Here is a 24,176-nt window from a genome sequence, read left to right as displayed (position 1 = left end):
TGGGACGCCCGGTTCACTTCGGGTCGCGGTTGAACTTCGCCGCCGACCAGAAGTAACCGAGCACCGCGAGGCCCAGGCACCAGGCGACCGCGAGCCACCCGTTGTGGCCGATCTCGGTGCCGAGCAGCAGCCCGCGCAGGGTCTCGATGGCGGGTGTGAAGGGCTGGTACTCGGCGATCGGCCGGAACCAGCCCGGCATTCCGTCGACCGGGACGAAGGCGCTGGACAGGAGCGGCAGCAGGATCAGCGGAAGTGCGTTGTTGCTCGCGGCCTCGGCGTTCGGGCTGATCAGCCCCATGCCGACCGCGATCCAGGTGAGCGCCACGGCGAAGAGCACGAGCAGCCCGAAGGCCGCGAGCCACTCCAGGGGCGTGGCGTCGGTGGACCGGAAGCCGATGGCCACGGCCACGGCGCCCACGAGGACCACGCTCACGATCGATTGCAGCACGCTGCCGATGACGTGCCCGATGAGCACCGAGCCGCGGTGGATCGCCATGGTGCGGAAGCGGGCGATGATGCCCTCGGTCATGTCGTTGGAGACGGACACCGCGGTGCCGATCGTGGTGCTGCCGATGGTCATCAGCAGCAGACCCGGCACCAGGTAGGCAATGTATTCGGAGCGGCCACCTCCCCCTATGCCCGCGCTCATCACGTCACCGAAGACGTAGACGAAGAGCAGCAGCAGCATGATCGGTGTGAGCAGGAGGTTGAGGGTGAGGGAGGGGTAGCGGCGCGCGTGCAGGAGGTTGCGCCGCAGCATCGTGGACGAGTCGCGCAGGGCGAGGGAGAGGGAGCTCATCGGACTGCCTCCTTGGGCTGGTCGGTGGCGGTGAGGGCGAAGAAGACGTCGTCGAGGTCGGGGGTGTGGACGGTGAGTTCGTCGGCCTCGATGCCGGCGGAGTCCAGCCAGTCGAGGAGGGAGCGCAGTTCGCGCTGGCTGCCGTCGCTGGGGATCTGCAGCGCCAGGGCCTCGTCGTCGCGGGTGACCTCGCGCAGGGCGGTGGCGGCGGAGCGGTAGGCGGCCGGGTCGGCGAACCGCAGCCGCACGTGCCCGCCGGGAATCAGGCGCTTGAGCTCGTCGGCGGTGCCCTCGGCGGCGATCCGGCCGCCGTTCAGCACCGCGATCCGGTCGGCGAGTTCATCGGCCTCCTCCAGATACTGGGTGGTGAGGAAGACGGTGACGCCGTCGGAGACCAGCTCGCGGATGATCTGCCACATGTTGTGGCGCGAGCGCGGGTCGAGGCCGGTGGTCGGCTCGTCGAGGAAAATGATCCGCGGATCACCGACCAGCGTCATCGCGATGTCCAGGCGGCGCTTCATACCGCCGGAGTAGGTGGAGGCGGGCTTCTTCGCCGCCTCCACCAGGTCGAAGCGCTCCAGCAGTTCAGCGGCGACCCGCCGCCCTTCCCGCTTCGACAGATGGTGCAGATCCGCCATGAGGAGCATGTTCTCCTCCCCCGTGATCAGCCCGTCCACCGCCGAGAACTGACCGGTGACACCGATCGCGGCACGCACTGCCTGGGGGTCGGCGGCCAGGTCGTGGCCGCCGATGTGGATGCCGCCGGTGCCCGGATCGGCGGAGACGAGGGTGGAGAGGATCTTCACGGCGGTGGTCTTGCCGGCGCCGTTCGGGCCGAGCAGGGAGAAGATCGTTCCTTCGGGGACGGCCAGGTCGACACCGTCGAGGACGGTCTTGTCGCCGTAGGACTTGCGCAGCCCGTTCGCCGCGATGGCCAGCTTGGTGGTCATGAGAGGTGCGTTCCTTTACAGGCTGCGGGCGGCGATGTCGCCGTGGGCGGTGGTGGCGTGGATGTTCAGGCCGACGGTGCCTTCGGCGTTCTTGAGGGAGTTGTGGATCCGGCCGTAGCCGGTGCCGGCGTCCAGGGAGGCCGGGACACCGCGGGCGGCGCCGACCGAGATGTCGCCCTGCTGGGTGCTCAGGGTGACCGTGCCGCTCAGGGCCTCGGCGATGTGGATGTCACCCCGCTGGGTGCTGATCTCCGCGGGACCGCCCAGGCGGCCGACCGAGACGTCACCGTCGAGGACGGTGAGGCGGACGCTCGCGGCCTCGTCGAGCTTGACCGGACCCTGCGCGCCCTCGAAGACGACGTCGCCGAGCCGTCCGACACCCCGGAACTCGGCGGCGGCCGCCTTCGCCTCGACGCGGGAACCGGCGGGCAGCTGGACCGTCACCTCGACGGATCCGGAGGGGCCGAAGTACTGGTTCTTCGCCGCGGGGGCCGCGATCCGCAGGACGCCGTCGGCGTATTCGACCGTGATCCCCTCGGCCGCCTTCACATCGCGGCCCTTCGCGGCGTTGGCGGGCAGGACCTCGACCGTGGTGTCGGCCCGGTGGGCGGCGATGAAGCGGACGCTCCCGGCGGGGATGTCGAGGACGGCGGCGATCGGGGCGGCGGTGTCGAACTTCTGCATGATGTCTTCCTTCGGCTCGTTGTTTCCGTCGTTGTTTCCGACATGAGAAAAGCTACGTTGCGTTCGGGGATCGCGCAACGACTTCGTTGCACGCAAACATCATCGATGCAGGTCAGAGGTGTAAAGTTGTTGCAATGCTCATGCGCGGTAATGCAACGCCAGGCATTCACGCGTTGCAATGAAGTGCAAGTGAACGCTATACTGGAGGAGCCGGGGCGCATGAAGGACCACGAAGGAGACCGCGATGCCGGGAGGCAGACTCACCCAGCAGGAACGTCAGCAGATCGCGCTGGGGCTGGCCGACGGCCTTGCCTACGCGGAGATCGCCAGACGGCTCGATCGTCCGACCTCGACCATCACGCGCGAGGTCATGCGCAACGGCGGCCCCACGGCCTACCGCGCCGACCTGGCCCACCGCGCCACGGAACGCCGCAGCCAACGGCGCAGGCAGGCCGCCCCCCGGGAGGCCGAGGCGCTACCGCAGGCCTACGGGCGCGATGCGGAGGCGGTGCGCGAGTACGAGGAGGTGTTCACCACCGTCATGATGGGGTCGGGCCTGCCCACGATGATGTCGAGGGTGCTGGCCTGTCTCACCCTCACCGACGCGGGCAGTCTCAACGCCTCCGAACTCGCCCAGCGCCTCCAGGTCAGCCCCGCGTCCGTCTCCAAGGCGATCACGTACCTCGAGAGCCAGGGCCTCGTCCGCCGGGAGCGCGATGAGCGTCGCCGCGAGCGCTACGTCGTCGACGACGACGTCTGGTACCAGTCGATGATGGCCAGCGCCCGGTCCATCGCCAAGATCGTCGAGATCGCACGGGAGGGCGTCCCCGTCCTCGGCCCCGGCACCCCGGCCGGCGCCCGCCTGGAGAACATCGCCCGCTTCCTCGACTTCGTCAGCGAAAGCACCGCCCGCGCCGCGCAGCAGGCCCGCGAGATCCTCCACGCGGAACCGCGAACGCTTTCGGACGGCGCTGCCGAGCCGAGTTAGACCGCGGAGAAATCACGATGCCGCGGGGCGGGCGGCCTCGGTCAGGCGCCCGCCATGTCCACGAAGCGGGAGTAGTGGCCCTGGAAGGCCACCGTGATCGTGGCCGTCGGGCCGTTTCGGTGCTTGCCGACGATGATGTCCGCCTCACCGGCGCGCGGTGACTCCTTCTCGTACGCGTCCTCGCGGTGGAGAAGGATGACCATGTCGGCGTCCTGCTCGATGGAGCCCGACTCACGGAGGTCGGAGACCATCGGCTTTTTGTCCGTGCGCTGTTCGGGACCACGGTTCAGCTGGGACAGCGCGATGACCGGCAGCTCCAGCTCCTTGGCCAGCAGCTTGAGGTTTCGCGACATGTCCGAGACCTCTTGCTGGCGGCTCTCGGCGCGCTTCGCGCCACCGGCCTGCATCAGCTGCAGATAGTCGATGATCACGAGCTTGATGCCGGCGCGCTGCTTCAGCCGGCGGCACTTGGCCCGGATCTCCATCATCGACAGGTTCGGGGAGTCGTCGATGTAGAGCGGCGCGGTGGAGACGTCCGGCATACGGCGGGCGAGACGCGTCCAGTCCTCGTCGGTCATGGAGCCGGAGCGCATGTGGTGCAGGGCCACCCGGGCCTCGGCGGACAGCAGACGCATCGCGATCTCGTTGCGCCCCATTTCGAGCGAGAAGATCACGCTCGGCAGGTTGTTCTTGATCGAGCAGGCGCGGGCGAAGTCCAGCGCGAGGGTGGACTTACCCATGGCGGGACGTGCGGCGATGACGATCATCTGGCCGGGGTGCAGGCCGTTCGTCAGGGAGTCGAGGTCGGTGAAGCCGGTGGGGACGCCGGACATCTGGCCGCTGCGCGAGCCGATCGCCTCGATCTCGTCGAGCGCGCCCTCCATGATGTCGCCGAGCGGCAGATAGTCCTCGCTGGTGCGCTGCTCGGTGACCGCGTAGACCTCGGCCTGGGCCTTGTTGACGATGTCGTCGACGTCGCCGTCGGCCGCGTATCCCATCTGCGTGATCCGCGTGCCCGCCTCGACCAGGCGGCGCAGCACGGCCCGCTCGTGGACGATCTCGGCGTAGTACTCGGCGTTGGCCGCGGTCGGGACGGACTGGACCAGGGTGTGCAGATACGCGGCACCGCCGACGCGCGTGATCTCGCCGCGCTTGGTCAGCTCCGCCGCGACGGTGATGGGGTCGGCGGGCTCGCCCTTGGCGTAGAGGTCGAGGATGGCCTGGTAGACGGTCTCGTGGGCCGGGCGGTAGAAGTCGTTGCCCTTGAGGACCTCGACGACGTCGGCGATGGCGTCCTTGGAGAGCAGCATGCCGCCGAGGACGGACTGCTCGGCGTCGAGGTCCTGCGGGGGGACGCGCTCGAAGCCGCCCTGGGAGGAGGACCAGGAGCCGCTGTCGTCGCCACCGCGGTCGTGCTGCGCGGACTGGTCACGGCGGCCGCCGCCGTCGCCGCGGCGGGGGCGGGAGACCGGGAGCCGGTCGCCGGGGCCGGCGTCCGCCCAGGGGTCGTCCATGGGCTCGGGGATGCTCACCCTGCCACCTCCTCCCGTCCGCGACGCGGACCTCGCCGTGCCACTCTTTCTTACGGCACGGCTCTGACAATTAGGACGCCCGACTCCGGTAATGCCGCGTCGAGTTCATGCCGGTCTCGCGGGGCTTCCGAGGCAGGAACAGACGCTGGGCGCCGGTCCACGGTAGGCCCGCGGGCACCGTCAGCCAATCTGGTTATCCACAGGGCATGTGGATGAAGGCCCCCATCCTGTGGAGAAGTCCGTGGAACCTGTGCACGGGACGGGGGAAACCACTGTGGACAAACACACAATCACTTGGCGTTCACCCCTCTGACCTGCACGTTTACCGTCCACTGGCTGTTGAGGAGAAAAACTTTCCCAGCTGGCCGAAGATCACGACAAACGACGCAGAGAAGATCACCCACAGCAGCGAACGGTAAGGGTCGCAGAACAGTTGCACCGATTACCTGTGGAAGATTACATTGGAGCCCATGACCCAGGCCCACATACGCGACCGGCGCGGCCTCCGCCGGCACGACCGCGAGATCGTCGCCCTGGCCGTGCCGGCCTTCGCCGCCCTCGTCGCGGAGCCCCTCTTCCTGATGGCCGACAGCGCCGTCGTGGGCCACCTGGGCACCCCGCAGCTCGCCGGCCTCGGCGTCGCCGCGGCACTGCTGACGACGGCCGTCAGCGTCTTCGTCTTCCTCGCGTACGCCACCACCGCCGCCGTCGCCCGCCGGGTCGGCGCCGGGGACCTCCCGGCCGCCATCCGCCAGGGCATGGACGGCATCTGGCTCGCCCTCCTGCTCGGCGCCGCGGTCATCGCCGTCGTCCTGCCCGGCGCCCCCGCGCTGGTGGACCTCTTCGGCGCCTCGCCGACCGCCGCCCCCTACGCCACGACCTATCTGCGCGTGAGCTCGCTCGGCATCCCCGCCATGCTCGTCGTGCTCGCCGCCACCGGCGTGCTGCGCGGCCTCCAGGACACCAGGACCCCGCTCTACGTCGCGGTCGGCGGCTTCACCGCCAACGCCGCGCTCAACGTCCTCCTCGTCCACGGCGTCGGCCTCGGCATCGCCGGCTCCGCCTGGGGAACGGTCATCGCCCAGTGCGCGATGGCCGCCGTCTACCTCGCCGTCGTCGTACGCGGCGCACGACGCCACGGCGCTTCGCTGCGCCCCGACGCCGCCGGCATACGGGCCTGCGCCCAGGCCGGGGTGCCGCTGCTCGTCCGCACCCTGTCGCTGCGCGCGGTCCTCATGATCGCCACGGCGGTCGCGGCCCGGCTGGGCGACACCGACATCGCCGCCCACCAGATCGTGCTGACCCTGTGGAGCCTGCTCGCCTTCGCGCTGGACGCCATCGCCATCGCGGGGCAAGCGATCATCGGCCGCTATCTGGGGGCGGACGACCCCGACGGGGCGCGCGCCGTGTGCCGCCGCATGGTCCAGTGGGGCATCGGCGCGGGGGTGGTGCTCGGCCTGCTGGTCGTGGTCTCACGGCCGGCGTTCGTCCCGCTGTTCACCTCCGACCCGGCCGTACGGGAGGCGCTGCTTCCCGCGCTCCTGGTGGTGGCGATCGGCCAGCCCATCGCGGGCGTGGTCTTCATCCTGGACGGCGTCCTGATGGGCGCCGGTGACGGCCCCTACCTCGCCCGGGCGATGCTGCTGGTCCTCGCCACGTTCGCGCCCGTCGCACTGCTCGTCCCCACGTTCGGCGGCGGTCTGACGGCACTGTGGTGGGCGATGACGCTGATGATGACGGTCCGCATGCTGACCCTGTGGACCCGCACCCGCTCCGGCCGCTGGCTCGTCACGGGCGCGGTGCGGTAGCGCTGCGCTGAAGCGGTAATGCTGCGCGGCAGCCCTGAGAAACGGCGCGGCAGCCCTGAGAAACGGCGAAGGGCCGCACCCCCGAGGGGGTGCGGCCCTTCACATCGACTCAGTCGAGCGCAGCGATCAGGCGGCGACGACGTCGATGTTGACCTTGGCGACAACGTCGGCGTGCAGACGCACGGTCACCTGGTGCGAGCCCAGGGTCTTGATGGGCGAGCCCACCTCGACACGACGCTTGTCGACCTTCGGGCCACCCGAAGCCTCGATCGCCGCAGCGATGTCGGCGGGGGTGACGGAGCCGAACAGACGGCCGGCGTCGCCGGCGCGGGTACCAAGGTTGACCTTGATGCCCTCGAGCTGACCCTTGACCTCGTTGGCCTGCTCGATCGTCGCGATCTCGCGGATCTTGCGACCACGACGGATCTGCGCGACGTCCTTCTCGCCACCCTTGGTCCAGCGGATCGCGAAACCACGCGGGACCAGGTAGTTGCGAGCGTAGCCGTCCTTGACGTCAACGACGTCACCGGCGGTGCCGAGGCCGGAGACCTCGTGGGTGAGGATGATCTTCATTTTTCGGTCACCCTTCCCTTATCGCGCGGACGAGGTGTAGGGCAGCAGCGCCATCTCACGGCTGTTCTTCACGGCCGTGGCGACGTCACGCTGGTGCTGAGTGCAGTTGCCGGTCACGCGACGGGCACGGATCTTGCCGCGGTCGGAAATGAACTTCCGCAGCATGTTCGTGTCCTTGTAGTCCACGTAAGCGGTCTTGTCCTTGCAGAACGCGCAGACCTTCTTCTTAGGCTTGCGCGGAGGCGGCTTCGCCATTGTCTCTCTCCTGTGTGATCAAGAAGTTTTTGTGCTGTCGCCCTCGGACCACAAAGGGTCCGGGCCCTTGCGGACCTAGAAGGGCGGCTCGTCCGAGTAGCCGCCGCCGGAGTTGCCGGAGCCGCCGCCCCAGCCACCGCCGCCGCCGCCCTGCTGGCTGCCGGACGGAGCACTGGTCGCCCACGGGTCGTCGGCGGGAGCCCCGCCGCCGCCCTGCTGGCCGCCGCCGGAGCTGTTGCCCCAGCCGCCGCCCTGCTGGCCACCACCGCCGCCGCCGCCGAAGCCACCCTGGCCACCGCGACCCGCGGTCTTGGTGACCTTCGCCGTGGCGTTCTTCAGGCTGGCGCCGACCTCTTCGACGTCGAGCTCGTAGACCGTGCGCTTGACGCCCTCGCGGTCCTCGTAGGACCGCTGCTTGAGCCGGCCCTGCACGATGACGCGCATGCCGCGCTGAAGCGACTCGGCGACGTTCTCCGCCGCCTGCCGCCACACCGAGCACGTGAGGAAGAGGCTCTCGCCGTCCTTCCACTCGTTGGTCTGGCGGTCGAAGGTGCGGGGAGTGGACGCGACGCGGAACTTCGCGACCGCCGCACCGGACGGGGTGAAGCGCAGCTCGGGGTCGTCGACGAGATTGCCGACGACCGTGATGACGGTCTCGCCTGCCATGGATGAACCTCTCGGCGGGTGTGCTGCTGGCTGCTTGCTACTCGTTGCGATGCAGCCCGATTACCTCTGAACCGCTGGGGTTCAGTGGGTCTCGGGACGGAGGACCTTGGTCCGGAGGACCGACTCGTTCAGGTTCATCTGGCGGTCGAGCTCCTTGACGACCGCAGGCGTGGCCTGCAGGTCGATGACCGAGTAGATGCCCTCGGGCTTCTTCTTGATCTCGTACGAGAGACGACGACGGCCCCAGGTGTCGACCTTCTCGACCTTTCCGTTGCCCTCACGGACGACGGAGAGGAAGTTCTCGATCAGCGGGGAGACAGCGCGCTCCTCGAGATCGGGGTCGAGGATGACCATCACCTCGTAGTGACGCATGTGGAACCCACCTCCTTTGGACTCAGCGGCCACGGTCGTTCCGTGGCAGGAGGGTCGTGATGCGTGAACAACGGTATCGGCCGACACTGACAATCAGCGGAAGTCCCTGGGTCGCCCCAGGAGACCGAAGCTGGTCTGGGCAGACACCGGTGCAGACGGTACACAGTACCCGCACTCCGGCTTCCGGTTGAAATCCAGGCGCCCGGCACCGCAATCTGGACCCATCGGGTGTGACCGGCGCTACAGTGCGCCGCCTGCCTACAGGAGGTATCCCCATGGCACAGGATGCTCGACCGCAACAAGGCCCCCGCTCGCTGCTCGCCGTGCTGAACAGCGACGGCAAGGCCCACCCCGTCGAGAACACCTTGGTCGCCGTGACGATCGTGCTCGGCGCGATCGCCTTCGTCTCATCGGCCTTCCACCATCTGCACCTGCTCAGCTCCTGGTCCGGCCTGGCCGGCATCCTCACCGGGGCCTGGGGCCAGTTCATCTCGGCCACGACGGGCGAGCGCTTCCTGTTGATCATCGGGCTCGGCGCCGCTGCCATCGGCTTCTTCCTGGGCATGGCACACGGCGGGCTCTTCGGCGGTGTCCTCGGATAGCCGCAGGGCCGCGCCGGCCCCTGTGGGTCCCGCCCCGTCCGTACCCGCACTCCGGGTACAGGCGCGGGCGCACAGAGCCATGCGGCAGTACGCCCAACCGGGGCGCTCCCCTGTCGCAGTAGGCTTCGGCGCGAGAGCCGGAGCCCCGACCCTGGGGACACACCTGCCGAGGAGCGCCCCGCATGAGCCTGACCCTGAGGACCATTAGCCGTGAGCAGCATCTGGCGTACATCCAGAGCCTGCCCGCGGCGAGCCACATGCAGGTCCCGGCCTGGGCGGACGTAAAGGCGGAGTGGCGCTCGGAGAGCCTGGGCTGGTTCGACAAGACCGGCCGGCTCGTCGGCGCCGGTCTTGTCCTGTACCGCCAGCTGCCCAAGATCAAGCGATACCTGGCCTATCTGCCCGAGGGCCCGGTCATCAACTGGTTCTCCCCGCACCTCGACGACTGGCTGCGGCCCATGCTGGCCCACCTGAAGCAGCAGGGTGCCTTCTCCGTGAAGATGGGCCCGCCCGTCGTCATCCGGCGCTGGGACTCCAATGCCATCAAGTCCGGCATCGCCGACCCCGACGTCAAGCGTCTGCGGGACGTCGAGGCCACCCACATCGAGCCCCGCGCCTTCGAGGTCGCCGACCAGCTGCGCCGCATGGGCTGGCAGCAGGGCGAGGACGGCGGCGCCGGCTTCGGTGACGTCCAGCCGCGCTACGTCTTCCAGGTGCCACTGGAGAACCGCTCGCTGGAGGACGTCCACAAGGGCTTCAACCAGCTGTGGCGCCGCAACATCAAGAAGGCCGAGAAGGCCGGCGTCGAGGTCGTCCAGGGCGGTTACGAGGACCTGGCGACCTGGCAGCACCTGTACGAGATCACGGCCGAGCGCGACAAGTTCCGCCCGCGCCCGCTCAGCTACTTCCAGCGCATGTGGACCGCCCTCAACACCGAGGACCCCAACCGCATGCGGCTGTACTTCGCCGTGCACGAGGGCGAGGCGGTCGCCGCGGCGACGATGCTGATCGTCGGCGGCCACGTCTGGTACTCCTACGGTGCCTCCGCCAACCACAAGCGCGAGGTCCGCCCGTCGAACGCGATGCAGTGGCGCATGCTGCGCGACGCCTACGCCCTGGGGGCGAGCGTCTACGACCTGCGCGGCATCGGTGACTCCCTCGACGAGAGCGACCACCTCTTCGGCCTCATCCAGTTCAAGGTCGGCACGGGCGGGCAGGCGGCGGAGTACCTCGGCGAGTGGGACTTCCCGCTCAACAAGCTGCTGCACAAGGCCCTCGACATGTACATGTCGCGTCGCTGATCCTTCGGCCCGGCCGTCCGCCGGGCCACGGGGCAACGCCGTCAGACACACGACCACGTCACACAGCAGACTCAGCGAAAGGTTCCGGGACCGGCCATGGCGCTCACGCTCTACGTCGACACCGCGCGTTGGCGGGCACACCAGCAGACCGTCCTTCAGCAGTTCCCGGGGATAGTCCCGGTCTGCAAGGGCAACGGCTACGGCTTCGGCCACGAGCGGCTGGCCGACGAGGCCGCCCGCTTCGGGACGGACATACTCGCCGTCGGCACGACCTACGAAGCGGCCCGCATCAAGGACTTCTTCAGCGGTGATCTGCTGGTGCTGACGCCGTTCCGCCTCGGCGAGGAGCCGGTGCCGCTGCCCGACCGGGCCATCCGGTCGGTCTCCTCCGTCGACGGCGTGCGCGGCCTGGTGGGCGCCCGCGTCGTGGTCGAGGTCATGAGCAGCATGAAGCGCCACGGCATCAGCGAGGAGGACCTCCCCAAGCTGTACGCCGCCATCGAGGACGTGCGCCTGGAGGGCTTCGCCATCCACCTCCCGCTGGACCGCACCGACGGCACCGACGCCGTCGGCGAGGTCATAGGCTGGATGGAGCGGCTGCGCAACGCGCGGCTGCCGCTGCACACCATGTTCGTCAGCCACCTCAAGGCCGATGAACTCGCCCATCTGCAGCAGCAGTTCCCCCAGACGCGCTTCCGCGCCCGCATCGGCACCCGGCTCTGGCTCGGCGACCACGACGCCACCCAGTACCGGGGCGCCGTCCTGGACGTCACGCCCGTCGCCAAGGGCGACCGCTTCGGCTACCGCCAGCAGAAGGCGGCCGGCGACGGCTACCTCGTCGTGGTGGCCGGCGGCACCTCGCACGGCGTCGGCCTGGAGGCCCCGAAGGCACTGCACGGCATGATGCCGCGCGCCAAGGGCGTCGCCAGGGCCGGACTCGCGACGATGAACCGCAACCTCTCGCCCTTCGTCTGGGCGGGAAAGCAGCGCTGGTTCGCGGAGCCCCCGCACATGCAGGTCTCCATCCTGTTCGTGCCCGGCGACGTCCCCGCCCCCCAGGTCGGCGACGAACTGGTGGCCCACCTGCGGCACACCACCACCCAGTTCGACCGGCTGCTCGATCACTGATCCACCCCCCTGATGCGGGGGCCGGAGCCGCGTGACTACGGTTCGCGGCTCTCGGCACCCCATTGGACACGTGTGCCTTCGCGCGTCTCCGCGTGCCGGGCCCGGCGCGCGGAGCCGAGGACGAATATGTCCGGGGCCCCGTCCAGCACACCGCCCGAGGGGTCGTCCGAGCCGTCCCGCCGGACGACGTCCCGCTCCGGCAGCAGGATGTCGCGCACGACGCCGGCGCAGAGATACAGCGTGCCCAACAGATGGAGCACGATCGCCAGTTGGTAGCCCTCCAGGGGCAGGCCCTGGTGCTTGTCGCCGCTTCCCGTGTAGGCCAGGTAGAACCAGATGCCGAGGAAGTACAGGACCTCGCACGCCTGCCAGATGAGGAAGTCACGCCACTTCGGGCGGGCCAGCGCGGCGAGCGGGATCAGCCACAGCACGTACTGCGGCGAATAGACCTTGTTGGTCAGGATGAAGAGCGCCACCACCAGGAAGACCAGCTGTGCGAAGCGCGGCCTCCTGGGCGCGTACAGCCCGAGGGCCCCGAGGCCCAGACAGCCGATGATCATCAGCAGCGTCGCGTAGGTGTTGGCGTCATCCAGCGGATTCCCGGTGCGCTGGGAGATGAAGAGCCAGACCGAGCCGAAGTCGACCGGCCGCTCCTGGCTGAAGGTGTAGAACTTCGCCCAGCCCTCGCGGATATGGAAACCGCTCGCGTCGTGCGTCAGCATGACCGGCAGATTCACCACCAGCCAGGCCCCGACCGCGCCGGAGATGGCTCCGAGGAACGCCCGGTGGCGCCCGGCCCGCCAGCACAGGATGAACAGCGGCCCGAGCAGCAACGCCGGATACAGCTTCGCCGCGGCGGCCAGACCGATCAGGAGGCCCGCCCCGAGAGCCCGGCCGCGTGACCACATGAGCATCGCGGCGGCCGTGAGGGCGACCGCGAACAGATCCCAGTTGATGGTGGCCGTGAGGGCGAAGGCCGGCGCGAGGGCGACCAGGAGCGCGTCCCAGGGGCGGCGGCGGTGCGTCCGGGTCACACAGAGGGCGATCACCGCGGTGCAGGCCATCAGCATGCCGGCGTTGACCAGCCAGTAGAGCTGCTCGCGGTGCTGGATGCTCCCGCCCCCCGGCGTGAGCCGGGCGGCGATCTCCATGAACAACCCGGTGAGGACCGGGTACTCCAGATAGTCCATGCCACCGGAGACGGTCTGCGGGATCTTGTCGAAATACGGGATGAGACCGAGATCGAAGCCGCGACCGCTGTAGAGGTGGGGGATGTCGGAGTAGCAGGCGTGGGTGTACTGGGTGGTGGCGCCGTAGAACCAGCCGTAGTTGTAGCAGGGCAGCTTCTGCACCATGCCGAGCGCGAACATGCCCAGCGCGACCAGCGCGATCACCCGGACCGGCGTCCACCAGCCCAGGCCGGTCAGGGCACGCCGCCCGGCCGGCCCGCCGATGAGCTCACTGCCGGCGGCGGCCACCTCGTCCTCGACGGTGGGCCGTACCTGATCGTCGTCCCGCACGCTCCTCATGCGGACATCCTGCCGTAAGAGCCTGTGACCCGTCGGAGCCTGTGGATAACCTCGAGGGCCGCCCCGCGCGAACGCGGGACGGCCCTCGAAAAGGATCACTCCGGACGGGTGTACCGGCAGGTCGGCCTAATCGCCCGGACCGCCGAACAGCCCGCCCGGCCGGCCCCCTGTCGGATCCGGCTCCGGGGACTCACCCGGAGTACCCGTGCCGCCCGTACCACCGGGACCGCCCGACGCGCCGCCCTTGCCGCCTCCCGGACCGCCGGAGCCACCGGGCTTGCACCGCGGGTCGAGCGGGTGGCAGGTCCTGCTCGGCGACGGGGACTTGCTCGGGGTCTTCGACGGGCTCGGCGACGCCGACTTCGACGGCGTCGGCGACGCGGCCGTCGACGGGGTCGGGCTGGGGGAGGGGCTCGCGCCGTCTCCGTAGATCTTCTTGCCGATCGGCTGCGCCGGTTCGAACTGCTCGATCGGCTTCCCCTTCAGCGCCTTGCCCATGTAATCGGCCCAGATCTCGGCCGGGAACGAGGCGCCGTGAATGGTCGGCTTGCCACCCACACCGCGCATCGACAGGAATTCCTGCTTCTTCGCGTTGGGGTCGACGCGATACATGCCGATCGCTGTGGACAGCTGCGGGGTGTAGCCCGCGAACCAGGCCGACCGGTTCTCATCGGTCGTACCGGTCTTGCCCGCCACCGGGCGGTCACCGAGCTGCGCCGCGGTACCCGTGCCGTCCTGCACGACCGTCCTCAGCACGTCCGTGACGTTGTTCGCCACATTCGCGTCGAAGGCCTGCGCGCTCTCCGTCTCGTGCTTGTAGAGCGGCTTGCCGTCCTTCTCCACCTTCTCGACCGAATACGGGTCGATCTGCTTCCCGCTCGCGGCGAAAGTCGCGTACGAGCCCGCCAGCCGGATCGCACTGGGCGCCGACGTACCGAGGGAGAAGGTCGGGGAAAGGGAGGCCAGCTGGTCCTCGTCCAGCCCCGCCTTGACCGCCGACTCCTTCACCAGGTCGGTGCCGACGTCCATGCCCAGCTGAATGAAGGGCGTATTCACCGAGTACTGCATGGCGGTACGCAGCGTGACGAGTCCCTTGTCCTCGTCACCGTCGTTCCTCTGGTGCCACTCGCTGCCGTTCTGGTCGTGCCAGACCTGGCCGTTGTAGTCCCGCAGGGTCAGCTTGTTGTCACCGTTGTAGATGCTGTCCGGCGAGACGACCGTGCGCTGGGAATCGGTCTGGTGCGAACCGAGACCCGGATTGCGCTTTCCGTGTGTCATCGCGGCGGCCAGGACGAAGGGCTTGAACGTCGAACCCACCTGGACACCGGTGTAGTCGGCGTTGTTGGTGAAGTGCTCGAGCGCGTTCTCACCGCCGTAAATGGCGACGATCTTGCCCGTCTTGGGCTCCACGGACGCCCCGCCGAACTGCACGTGCTTGTCGACCTCGCGCGCGTTCGGCTTGATGTTGGCCTTGCGGACGTCCGCCACCGACTTGGCCAGCGCGTTCACCTTTTTCTTGTCGAACGTGGTGTGGATCTGGAATCCACCCTTGTCCAACTGGGCCTTGCTGAGATTGGAATGGGCGACGATGTAATTGTCGGCGAGGCTGGTCAGATAGCCGATCTGCCCGGCCCGGTTGGTCGCCGGCTTGGGCGGCTGGGGCTTCGGGAAGCCCTTCGCGACCCACTTGTCGCGCTCTTCCGGCGACAGGTACTTGTGGCTGACCTCGACCTCTCGGTCCAGCGTCCACTTCCAGCGGTCCGTGGCCCGCTTCGTGTTCTTCTCCGGAGTGGCCGCGGGCCCCTGACCGCCGTACGGGTCGTACAGGTTCGGGCCGTTCAAGGTGGCCGCCAGGAACGCGCTCTCGCTCGCGTTCAGCTCCGTGCAGTCCTTGTTGTAGTAGGCCCGCGCGGCGGCCTGGATACCGTAGGCACCACGCCCGTAGTAGGCCGTGTTGAGGTAACCCTCGAGGATCTTGCTCTTGTCCTCGGTCGCCCCCACCTTTATCGAGATCAGCAGCTCGGTGGCCTTACGCGTCAGCGTCTGGTCCTGGCTGAGATAGGTGTTCTTCACGAACTGCTGGGTGATGGTCGAACCACTCTGCGTCTCACCGCCCTGAGCCATCTTGACCACGGCTCGGGCGATACCCATCGGGTCGACGCCCTGGTCCTCCCAGAACGTGGCGTTCTCGGCCGAGACCACCGCGTTCTGCATCGCCTCGGGAATCTTGGCGATCGGCACGATCTGGCGGTTGAGCTCACCACCACCGGCCACGACCATCTGGTCGCCGTCCGCCCAGTAATAGACGTTCTTCTGGACGGTCGAGGCGGCCCGGGCCGTCGGCACCTGCACGATCAGCAGCGCGATGCCGACCACACCGATGATCAGTCCGAGAAAACCGATGCACAGCCCGGTGACCAGCTTCCAGGACGGCAACCAGCGCCGCGCCCCGACCTTGCCCGCACGCGGGTAGTCGATGAAGCGCTTCTTGGCCGGGCGGCCGCCGTCCCGCCGCCCCCGGCCCGCTCCGCCGGCCCCCGGGGCGGGGCGTCTGCGCCCGGTGGCGCCGTCACCCCGCTGCGCCCCGCGCCGGGCTCCGGACCTGCTTGTGTACTGCGACTCGGCCATGCGGCCATGGCCGGGCTCGGCCGCGCCCCCCGGCGGTGCGGCGCGGCGGCCGGCACCCGGCTGCTGCGCCGCGCGCCGGGACGCGGCCCGTCCGCCGCCCTGGGACTGCGGCGGCTTGCGACGATGCTCGCTCATCGAACGACTACTCCTCGGGCAGGCGCTATCGCCTGAAAGCGGCAGGTGGCTTCCGTTCCCCCCGATGCGCGATCCGGGCCCCCCTGAGCGACCGGGCGCACTGCATCCAGGACGAGGACGTCTGACGACGTCACTCGGTTCCCGGTGGTCTGCATGGCGCACAGACTACGCACGGCCAAATCCCGCCCACTGGGGATGTTCACTCCAAATCAGGCGGGTTCTGTCCCACGAATCAGTGATGTGACCTCGTTCACCGTGCCCCCTCTTGTCGCAACAGGACGCTCGTTCTATCGTCTGGATGTATCGAGTCGATACATCAGCTCGGCATAAGGGACGTAGAGGACCAAGGAGGCGAGAAGTGAGCAGACGCTCCGGCATCCTTGAGTTCGCCGTCCTCGGCCTGCTCCGCGAGTCTCCGATGCACGGCTATGAGCTGCGCAAACGCCTCAACACCTCGCTCGGGGTGTTCCGTGCGTTCAGCTACGGCACCCTCTACCCCTGCCTGAAGACTCTGGTCGCCAACGGATGGTTGATCGAGGAGCCCGGCAGCGCTCCGGAGGATGCCCGCGCGGCATCACTGGCCGGTCGCCGGGCAAAGATCGTCTACCGCCTGACGGCGGAGGGCAAGGAGCACTTCGAAGAGCTCCTCGCCCACACCGGCCCGGACGCGTGGGAGGACGAGCACTTCGCCGCCCGCTTCGCGTTCTTCGGGCAGACCTCGCGGGACGTGCGCATGCGGGTGCTGGAAGGCCGCCGCAGCCGGCTGGAGGAGCGCCTCGAGAAGATGCGCGCCTCCTTGGCCCGTACCCGCGAGCGGCTGGACGACTACACCCTCGAGCTCCAGCGTCACGGCATGGAGTCGGTGGAGCGTGAGGTCCGCTGGCTGAACGAGCTGATCGAGAGCGAGCGGGCCGGGCGCGACCAGCGCAACGGCTCCGCCGCGCAGGACACAACCGGGGATACGGACGGCCTGCCCCGGCACCGGGGTTCCTCCCGGCCGGATCCGTCCGATGACACCGCCAAGTGAGCTCTGCACTCCGCAGGGCTTTGTCGAGTACAAACAGGGAGCAACCGGAATGGGTTCGGTTCGCGTAGCCATCGTAGGCGTGGGCAACTGCGCCGCCTCGCTGGTTCAGGGCGTCGAGTACTACAAGGACGCCGACCCGAACGGCCGCGTGCCGGGTCTGATGCACGTGCAGTTCGGCGACTACCACGTCGGTGATGTGGAGTTCGTGGCCGCGTTCGACGTCGACGCGAAGAAGGTCGGCCTCGACCTCGCGGACGCCATCGGCGCCAGCGAGAACAACACCATCAAGATCTGCGACGTGCCGTCCTCGGGTGTCACCGTCCAGCGCGGCCACACCTACGACGGTCTGGGCAAGTACTACCGCCAGACCATCGAGGAGTCCGCCGAGGCCCCGGTCGACATCGTCCAGGTCCTCAAGGACAAGCAGGTCGACGTCCTGGTCTGCTACCTGCCGGTCGGCTCCGAGGACGCGGCGAAGTTCTACGCGCAGTGCGCCATCGACGCCAAGGTCGCCTTCGTCAACGCTCTTCCGGTCTTCATCGCCGGTACCAAGGAGTGGGCGGACAAGTTCACCGAGGCGGGCGTGCCGATCGTCGGCGACGACATCAAGTCGCAGGTCGGCGCCACCATCACGCACCGTGTGATGGCGAAGCTCTTCGAAGACCGCGGTGTCCGCCTCGAGCGCACCATGCAGCTGAACGTCGGCGGCAACATGGACTTCAAGAACATGCTCGAGCGTGACCGCCTGGAGTCCAAGAAGATCTCCAAGACGCAGTCCGTCACCTCGCAGATCCGCGACCGTGAGCTGGGCGACGACAACGTCCACATCGGCCCGTCGGACTACGTGGCCTGGCTGGACGACCGCAAGTGGGCGTACGTGCGTCTCGAGGGCCGTGCCTTCGGTGACGTCCCGCTGAACCTGGAGTACAAGCTCGAGGTGTGGGACTCCCCGAACTCCGCGGGTGTCATCATCGACGCCGTGCGCGCCGCGAAGATCGCCAAGGACCGCGGTATCGGTGGCCCGATCCTCTCCGCGTCCTCGTACTTCATGAAGTCCCCGCCGGTGCAGTACTTCGACGACGAGGCTCTGGAGAACGTCGAGAAGTTCATCAAGGGCGAGGTCGAGCGCTGAGCGAGGCCTGACACGGCGCGCTGAGCGCCGTGGCCGCACTCCGCTTCCCCGCAGGCCCCCGGGTAATCCACCCGGGGGCCTGTGTGGTGTGTGAGGCTGTTCGGCATGCCTGTTGTGCGTGATCTGCGCGTCCTGCTGCGTCTGCGCGATTTCCGCCGTCTGCTGGCCGTTCGGCTGCTGTCCCAGTCGGCCGACGGTGTCTATCAGGTCGCGCTCGCCACGTACGTGGTCTTCTCACCCGAGAAGCAGGCCTCACCGGCGGCCATCGCCTCCGCCATGGCCGTCCTCCTGCTGCCCTATTCGCTGTTGGGCCCGTTCGCCGGCGTCCTGCTGGACCGCTGGCGACGACGCCAGGTGCTGCTCCACGGCAATCTCCTGCGAGCCGCTCTGGCCATCGGCACGGCACTGCTCATGGTCGCCCGCGTCCCCGACTGGCTCTTCTACGTCTCCGCGCTGTCGGTCACCGCCGTCAACCGCTTCGTCCTCGCCGGGCTCTCGGCCGCCCTGCCGCGCGTCGTCGACTCGCGCGAGCGCCTGGTCATGGCCAACTCCCTCTCCCCGACCGCCGGCACGCTCGCCGCCACCGCGGGCGGCGGCCTCGCCTTCGCCGTACGCCTGGCCTCCCCCGAAGGCCACGCGTCCGACGCGCTGGTCGTCCTGCTGGGCGCGGCACTGTACTTGTGCGCCGCGCTCTCCTCGCTGCGCATGCCTGTGGGCCTGCTGGGGCCCGACACACCGTCGGTCCGGACTCCCCTGGGCACCACGGTGCTGGCCACCGTGACGGGCCTGACCGCAGGGCTGCGCCACCTGGCCGAGCGCCCCACCGCCTCCCGGGCGCTGGGCGCGATGACCCTGATGCGGTTCTGCTACGGCGCGCTGACGGTCACTTTGCTGATGCTCTGCCGGTACGCGTGGACCGACGACGACTCCGAAGGACTCGCCCTGTTGGGCCTCGCCGTCGCCGTGTCCGGCGCGGGATTCTTCGCCGCGGCCGTCATCACCCCCTGGGCGACCGCCCGGTTCGGCCCGCTCGGCTGGATCGTGGTCTGCGCGGCGGCCGCGGCGCTCCTCGAACCCGCTCTGGGTCTGCCCTTCGAGCGCGTCCCGACGCTGATCGGTGCCTTCGTTCTCGGGCTCGTCACCCAGGGCGCGAAAATCTCCACGGACACAGTGGTCCAGTCGTCCGTCGACGACGCCTTCCGCGGCCGGGTCTTCTCGCTCTACGACGTGCTGTTCAACGTCGCGTTCGTGGGAGCGGCCGGAGTGGCCGCCCTGATGCTGCCGCCTGACGGCCGGTCGGCCGTGCTGGTGATAACGGTGGCCGTGATCTACGCGGCAATTGCTGTGGCTATGACAGGTTTTCGTCGCCGTTAAGTGTCACATCAAGGCTACAGCCGCCCGCTGAGCTGCGGATATGTCCGAGTGGCCGGTTTCTTTACAGGTACCTTACGGGCTGCACTCCGACCGGATCAGGCTTCAGCCCGAGGGAATTCACGTGACCACTCCGCCGCCGCAGAACCAGAACCCGTTCGCCCAGCAGGGTGGAAACGCATACGGCCAGCAGCCGCAGGCTCCCTACGGCCAGCAGCCCGGTCCGTACGGCCAGCCGCAGGGCTTCCCCGGCGCCCCGGTGCCGCCGCCGGCCCCGCGTCGCTCCAAGCTCAAGAAGATTCGCATGATCGGTCTGCCGGTCGTCTTCGTCGTCATCGCGGTGGGCGGCTACATAGCCTCGCGTGACGACGCGGACACCGCAGCCGTCGGTGACTGCGTCATGAACTCCGGCACCACCACCAAGCCGGACGTCGAGGTCGTCGACTGCAAGGACGCCAAGGCGAAGTACAAGGTCATCAAGAAGGTCGACGGGGCGAAGTCGGCCATGGCCACCTGCTCCTCCGTGGAAGGCGCCACGGGCGGCTACGAGCAGTCGCGCGGCAGCGAGTCCTTCGTTCTGTGCTTCAGCGACAACAAGGAAGCCGGCACCAAGTAGCCGGATATGACGGAGCCGGGTGATGTTTCACGTGAAACGTCACCCGGCTCCGTCATGTTTCACGTGAAACACGAGCCGCCGCTCAGGCCTCCTGTGCGGCCCACCACTCCTTGAGCGCCGCGGCCGCCGCGTCGTGTCCCATCGGGCCGTGCTCCAGGCGCAGCTCCAGCAGGTGCTTGTAGGCCTTGCCGACCTGCGGGCCGGGGCCGACGGCGAGGATCTCCATGATCTGGTTGCCGTCCAGGTCCGGCCGGATCGAGTCCAGCTCTTCCTGCTCCTGCAGCCGGGCGATGCGCTCCTCGAGCCCGTCGTAGGCGCGCGAGAGCGCATTCGCCTTCCGCTTGTTCCGCGTCGTGCAGTCGGACCTCGTGAGCTTGTGCAGCCGCTCCAGCATCGGGCCGGCGTCGCGGACGTAGCGGCGCACGGCCGAGTCGGTCCACTCGCCCGTGCCGTAGCCGTGGAAGCGCAGGTGCAGCTCGACGAGCTGGGAGACGTCCTTGATCAGCTCATTGGAGTACTTGAGCTTCGTCATCCGGGCCTTGGTCATCTTCGCGCCCACCACCTCGTGGTGGTGGAAGGAGACCCGGCCGTCCTTCTCGAAGCGGCGCGTCCTCGGCTTGCCGATGTCGTGCAGCAGCGCGGCGAGGCGCAGCACGAGGTCGGGGCCGTTCTCTTCGAGGTCGATGGCCTGCTCCAGGACGGTCAGCGAGTGCTCGTAGACGTCCTTGTGCCGGTGGTGCTCGTCGCTCTCCAGCCGCAGGGCCGGCAGTTCCGGCAGCACGAGGTCGGCCATGCCGGTGTCGACCAGCAGCCGCAGGCCCTTACGGGGGTTCTCGGAGAGGAGCAGCTTGTTCAGCTCGTCACGGACCCGCTCGGCCGAGACGATCTGCAGACGGTCGGCCATGGCCGTCATCGCCTCGACGACCTCGGGCGCGACCTCGAAGTCCAGCTGCGCGGCGAAGCGCGCGGCCCGCATCATGCGCAGCGGGTCATCGGAGAAGGAGTCCTCCGGGGTGCCCGGGGTACGCAGGACACGCGCGGCAAGGTCCTCCAGGCCGTTGTGCGGGTCGATGAACTCCTTCTCCGGGAGCGCCACGGCCATCGCGTTGACGGTGAAGTCACGGCGGACGAGGTCCTGCTCGATGGAGTCGCCGTAGGAGACCTCGGGCTTTCGCGACGTCCGGTCGTACGCTTCCGACCGGTATGTCGTGATCTCAATCTCAAAGTCTGATTTGCGGCAGCCCACGGTCCCGAAGGCGATGCCCACCTCCCAGACCGCGTCGGCCCAGGGGCGGACGATCTTCAGCACATCGTCCGGGCGGGCGTCCGTCGTGAAGTCCAGGTCATTGCCGAGCCGGCCGAGCAGCGCGTCCCGCACCGATCCGCCGACCAGGGCAAGAGTGAACCCGGCCTCCTGAAATCGGCGGGCGAGGTCGTCGGCTACGGGGGATACCCGCAGGAGCTCACTCACGGCACGTCGCTGCACCTGGCTGAGCTCGTTCGTCGACGGCGGGGTGAGGCTGTCATTGTTGGCATTCGACACAACAGAAGAGGGTACGTGGCCGCGCGCGCGAGGGCCTCTTCGTTCCCGGGCACCGGCCGTCGGCCCCCGCAAACCAGGCGCAGCCAGGACATCGGGCCATGACAGCGATCTTGTACAGCGGTCCGCAGCACTTCGTCACAGCGGGCCTCGTTACCATTCGTGGACGCACAACCGACGACCACTGACGACGACGAGGGACGGGCGAGCGCGTGGCCGAGGCGGCAGAGTTCCAGGGGACGAGGTCCGCTCCTGCCTGCCGGTGGTTCCGGCACACCGCGACACTGCTGCTGGGAGTGCTGCTGGTCCTCGGGCTCGTACAGCTGCCGACGGCCCCCGCCGCGCACGCGGACAACGGCGGTTCCCGCACGGTCGGCGTGGCCGTGGACTCGATGACCCCCGTGGCCCCGAAGCAGGGCGACACGCTCACCATCTCCGGCACGGTCACCAACCACGGCAAGTCGACGATCTTCGGCGCGCATGTGGCCCTGCGGGTGGGCCCGCAGATCAGCGGCCGCAGCGACATCGACGATCTCGGCCAGCGGACCGGGTACTCACCGGGCACCGACGGCAATGAGGTCGGCGGCAACCACCGGCAGAAGATCGACAAGCTGCTCCCCGGGGTCAGCCGGGACTTCACCCTCTCCGTGCCGGCGAAGGATCTGGACCTCGGCCGCGACGGCGTCTACCAGCTCGGTGTCTCCCTCTCCGGACAGTCCAAGGACCAGCCGTACGAGCGGGTGCTGGGGATACAGCGGACCGTGCTCCCCTGGCAGCCGTCCGCCACCGAGGGCAAGAAGACGCAGGTCACGTTCATGTGGCCGCTCATCTCCGCCACCCGTCTGACCGCGCGCACCGAGTCGGACCAGCAGCAGACCCCCATCTTCCCCAACGACGACCTCGCGGCGGAGCTGGCGCCGGGCGGCCGGCTGTACCAGCTCGTCACGCTGGGCAAGAGCCTGCCGATCACCTGGGTGATCGACCCGGATCTGCTCGCCACGGTCGAGGCCATGACGAAGAACTACGAGATCGACGCTCCGGAGGGCAAGAGCACCCCCGGCAAGGGGCAGGCGGTCGCCAAGCAGTGGCTCAACCAGCTGCAGGGCGCGGTGGCGGGCCACCAGGTGGTGGCGCTGCCCTTCGGTGACCCGGACCTCGCCTCCCTCGCCCACCGCGGCAAGGACGTCTCGGGCATCCTGAGCCATCTCCAGTCCGCCACCGAGCTGGCCTCGACCACCGTGGAGACCATCCTCGGCGTGAAGCCGCGCACGGACTTCGCCTGGCCCGTCGACGGCGCGGTCGACACCTCGATCGTCGACGTCGCCACCTCGGCCGGTGCCCACAACGTCATCGCCCGCAGCGACAGCCTCCGCGACCCCGCCGGAACCCCCTACACCCCCTCGGCCGCCCGGCAGATCGGCAGCGGCAATACGGCCGTCGTCGCGGACGCGCGGCTCTCCACCGTCTTCCAGGGCGACATGCTCCGGGCCCACGACGCCTCACTCGCCGTACAGCGGTTCCTCGCCCAGAGCCTTCTGATCAACAAGCAGGCCCCCGACGACGAGCGCAGCATCGTCGTGGCGCCGCAGCGGATGCCCACAACCAGCCAGGCACAGGCGATGGCCACCGCGATCGGCGCGCTGTCCGACGGCCGCTGGACGCAGCCCCGCGACCTCGGGGACGCCGCGAAGGCCAAGCCGGACGCGTCCGCGAACCAGCAGGTGCCCGGCCCCGGCTCGTACCCGGGCTCGCTGCGCTCGCAGGAGCTGACCACCGAGGCGTTCCAGGAGATCCAGCGGACCCAGAACGCCCTGGACAGCTTCAAGGTGATCCTGACGTCCCAGGACCGGGTGGTCACCCCGTTCGGCAGCGCGATCATGCGGGAGATGTCCACGTCCTGGCGCGGCGACCGGCGGGGCGCCGCGGACTTCCGCAACGCCGTGCAGTCCTATCTGGCCCAGCTGACCCGCACGGTCAACCTCATCAGCAAGTCCGACATGACCCTCTCCGGACGCAGCGCGACGATCCCGGTGTCGGTCCACAACGGTCTGCTGCAACGGATCGACGGCCTGAACCTGGTCCTCAAGTCCAGCCAGCCCAATCGCCTCAAGGTCGACGAGTCCCAGGACGTCAAGATCGAGGGCGGGCGCAGCCAGACCGTCAAATTCGAGACGCGCGCGAACGCCAACGGTCCCGTCCAGGTCACCGCCCAGCTCTACACGGACGACGGTGAGCCCTACGGCGACCCGGTGAAGTTCACTGTGCATGTCACGTCCATCACCCCTATGGTGCTCCTGGTCATTGCCGGTGGTGTGCTCCTTCTGGTTCTCGCCGGGCTCCGTATCTACCTCCAGCGCCGCAAGCGGTCCGCCGCTCGCGGTGCCGAGGGCGACGGACCGGACGGTGACGCGGGAGACACCGGGGACAGCGGGCCGGACGACGGCCGTCCCGAGCAGCCGGGTGACCCGGACCCGGACACCGGATCGCAGAACAGTGACCCATCCGGCTCAGGTGAGAAAGTGGACCGTTGACGTGTAGTG

General features: G+C 68.8%; 21 protein-coding genes. 10 read left to right on the top strand and 11 right to left on the bottom strand.

What is annotated here, in order from left to right; all coding sequences use genetic code 11:
- Window positions 1-13: 13 nt before the first annotated feature.
- Genes JO379_RS17360 through JO379_RS17350 form a run of 3 tightly spaced genes read right to left on the bottom strand, consistent with a single transcriptional unit; the run spans window position 14 to window position 2,433 of the window.
- Entirely contained in the window at window positions 14-799 is a 786-nt protein-coding gene (locus JO379_RS17360; protein ID WP_130878555.1) for an ABC transporter permease, read from the bottom strand.
- A complete protein-coding gene (locus JO379_RS17355; RefSeq protein ID WP_209515642.1) occupies window positions 796-1,749 on the bottom strand; it encodes an ATP-binding cassette domain-containing protein in 954 nt (317 codons plus the stop codon). Before JO379_RS17355 ends, JO379_RS17360 begins: the two co-directional genes overlap by 4 nt.
- A gap of 15 nt (window positions 1,750-1,764) precedes the next feature.
- Window positions 1,765-2,433, bottom strand: coding sequence for a DUF4097 family beta strand repeat-containing protein (locus JO379_RS17350; protein WP_130878557.1), 669 nt, complete (start codon window positions 2,431-2,433; stop codon window positions 1,765-1,767).
- 244 nt (window positions 2,434-2,677) lie between these two features.
- Here JO379_RS17350 and JO379_RS33710 point away from each other — a divergent pair, with 244 nt between their 5' ends.
- Window positions 2,678-3,421: a GbsR/MarR family transcriptional regulator gene (locus JO379_RS33710; protein WP_209515639.1), complete on the top strand. Its 744-nt coding sequence runs from the start codon at window positions 2,678-2,680 to the stop codon at window positions 3,419-3,421.
- A gap of 41 nt (window positions 3,422-3,462) precedes the next feature.
- Here JO379_RS33710 and dnaB read toward each other — a convergent pair whose 3' ends face one another.
- The gene (gene dnaB, locus JO379_RS17340; RefSeq protein WP_130878559.1) at window positions 3,463-4,953 is read right to left on the bottom strand and encodes a replicative DNA helicase; all 1,491 of its coding nucleotides are present in this window, start codon (window positions 4,951-4,953) and stop codon (window positions 3,463-3,465) included.
- A gap of 470 nt (window positions 4,954-5,423) precedes the next feature.
- On the opposite strand from dnaB, the gene JO379_RS17335 reads away from it, so the two are divergent.
- The gene (locus JO379_RS17335) at window positions 5,424-6,761 is read left to right on the top strand and encodes an MATE family efflux transporter (RefSeq protein ID WP_130878560.1); all 1,338 of its coding nucleotides are present in this window, start codon (window positions 5,424-5,426) and stop codon (window positions 6,759-6,761) included.
- A 126-nt stretch (window positions 6,762-6,887) separates the two neighbouring features.
- Here the strand turns inward: JO379_RS17335 and rplI are convergent, their stop codons facing one another.
- The 4 genes from rplI to rpsF form a co-directional block, all read right to left on the bottom strand.
- Entirely contained in the window at window positions 6,888-7,334 is a 447-nt protein-coding gene (rplI, locus tag JO379_RS17330) for a 50S ribosomal protein L9 (protein WP_130878561.1), read from the bottom strand.
- An 18-nt stretch (window positions 7,335-7,352) separates the two neighbouring features.
- Window positions 7,353-7,589 carry a 30S ribosomal protein S18 gene (gene rpsR, locus JO379_RS17325; RefSeq protein WP_004950692.1) on the bottom strand — a complete coding sequence of 79 codons (237 nt, stop codon included), beginning with the start codon at window positions 7,587-7,589 and terminating at the stop codon, window positions 7,353-7,355.
- Between the two features lie 75 nt (window positions 7,590-7,664).
- Complete coding sequence (locus JO379_RS17320) at window positions 7,665-8,255, bottom strand: single-stranded DNA-binding protein (protein WP_130878562.1); 591 nt, start codon at window positions 8,253-8,255, stop codon at window positions 7,665-7,667.
- A gap of 81 nt (window positions 8,256-8,336) precedes the next feature.
- Entirely contained in the window at window positions 8,337-8,627 is a 291-nt protein-coding gene (gene rpsF / locus JO379_RS17315; protein ID WP_058045341.1) for a 30S ribosomal protein S6, read from the bottom strand.
- Between the two features lie 275 nt (window positions 8,628-8,902).
- Here rpsF and JO379_RS17310 point away from each other — a divergent pair, with 275 nt between their 5' ends.
- The 3 genes from JO379_RS17310 (at window position 8,903) to JO379_RS17300 (ending at window position 11,658) form a co-directional block, all read left to right on the top strand.
- Window positions 8,903-9,229, top strand: a complete 327-nt coding sequence (locus tag JO379_RS17310; RefSeq protein ID WP_130878563.1) for a hypothetical protein — start codon at window positions 8,903-8,905, stop codon at window positions 9,227-9,229.
- A 182-nt stretch (window positions 9,230-9,411) separates the two neighbouring features.
- Window positions 9,412-10,530 carry a lipid II:glycine glycyltransferase FemX gene (locus JO379_RS17305; protein ID WP_130878564.1) on the top strand — a complete coding sequence of 373 codons (1,119 nt, stop codon included), beginning with the start codon at window positions 9,412-9,414 and terminating at the stop codon, window positions 10,528-10,530.
- 96 nt (window positions 10,531-10,626) lie between these two features.
- Complete coding sequence (locus JO379_RS17300) at window positions 10,627-11,658, top strand: alanine racemase (RefSeq protein ID WP_130878565.1); 1,032 nt, start codon at window positions 10,627-10,629, stop codon at window positions 11,656-11,658.
- A gap of 35 nt (window positions 11,659-11,693) precedes the next feature.
- Here JO379_RS17300 and JO379_RS17295 read toward each other — a convergent pair whose 3' ends face one another.
- A complete protein-coding gene (locus JO379_RS17295) occupies window positions 11,694-13,187 on the bottom strand; it encodes a glycosyltransferase family 87 protein (protein ID WP_209515635.1) in 1,494 nt (497 codons plus the stop codon).
- 126 nt (window positions 13,188-13,313) lie between these two features.
- Window positions 13,314-15,950 (bottom strand): transglycosylase domain-containing protein, encoded by a 2,637-nt coding sequence (locus JO379_RS17290; protein ID WP_209515632.1) that lies wholly within the window; start codon window positions 15,948-15,950, stop codon window positions 13,314-13,316.
- A 358-nt stretch (window positions 15,951-16,308) separates the two neighbouring features.
- On the opposite strand from JO379_RS17290, the gene JO379_RS17285 reads away from it, so the two are divergent.
- The 4 genes from JO379_RS17285 to JO379_RS17270 all read left to right on the top strand — a co-directional run bounded on the left by JO379_RS17285 (window position 16,309) and on the right by JO379_RS17270 (window position 20,096).
- Window positions 16,309-16,977, top strand: a complete 669-nt coding sequence (locus JO379_RS17285; protein ID WP_130878568.1) for a PadR family transcriptional regulator — start codon at window positions 16,309-16,311, stop codon at window positions 16,975-16,977.
- A gap of 49 nt (window positions 16,978-17,026) precedes the next feature.
- Complete coding sequence (locus tag JO379_RS17280; protein WP_130878569.1) at window positions 17,027-18,109, top strand: inositol-3-phosphate synthase; 1,083 nt, start codon at window positions 17,027-17,029, stop codon at window positions 18,107-18,109.
- Between the two features lie 105 nt (window positions 18,110-18,214).
- Window positions 18,215-19,483 (top strand): MFS transporter, encoded by a 1,269-nt coding sequence (locus JO379_RS17275; protein WP_130878570.1) that lies wholly within the window; start codon window positions 18,215-18,217, stop codon window positions 19,481-19,483.
- Window positions 19,484-19,604: 121 nt separating this feature from the next.
- A complete protein-coding gene (locus JO379_RS17270) occupies window positions 19,605-20,096 on the top strand; it encodes an LppU/SCO3897 family protein (RefSeq protein ID WP_130878571.1) in 492 nt (163 codons plus the stop codon).
- Window positions 20,097-20,178: 82 nt separating this feature from the next.
- Here JO379_RS17270 and JO379_RS17265 read toward each other — a convergent pair whose 3' ends face one another.
- A complete protein-coding gene (locus tag JO379_RS17265; protein ID WP_130878572.1) occupies window positions 20,179-21,639 on the bottom strand; it encodes a CCA tRNA nucleotidyltransferase in 1,461 nt (486 codons plus the stop codon).
- A 209-nt stretch (window positions 21,640-21,848) separates the two neighbouring features.
- Between JO379_RS17265 and JO379_RS17260 the strand changes: the two genes are divergently transcribed.
- Window positions 21,849-24,167, top strand: a complete 2,319-nt coding sequence (locus JO379_RS17260; RefSeq protein ID WP_130878573.1) for a DUF6049 family protein — start codon at window positions 21,849-21,851, stop codon at window positions 24,165-24,167.
- Window positions 24,168-24,176: the final 9 nt, after the last annotated feature.

This window comes from Streptomyces syringium (assembly GCF_017876625.1).
Lineage (GTDB): Bacteria > Actinomycetota > Actinomycetes > Streptomycetales > Streptomycetaceae > Streptomyces > Streptomyces syringius.
The sequence above is the reverse complement of the archived record's forward strand: the minus strand, read 5'-3'. Positions and strand labels throughout refer to the sequence as shown.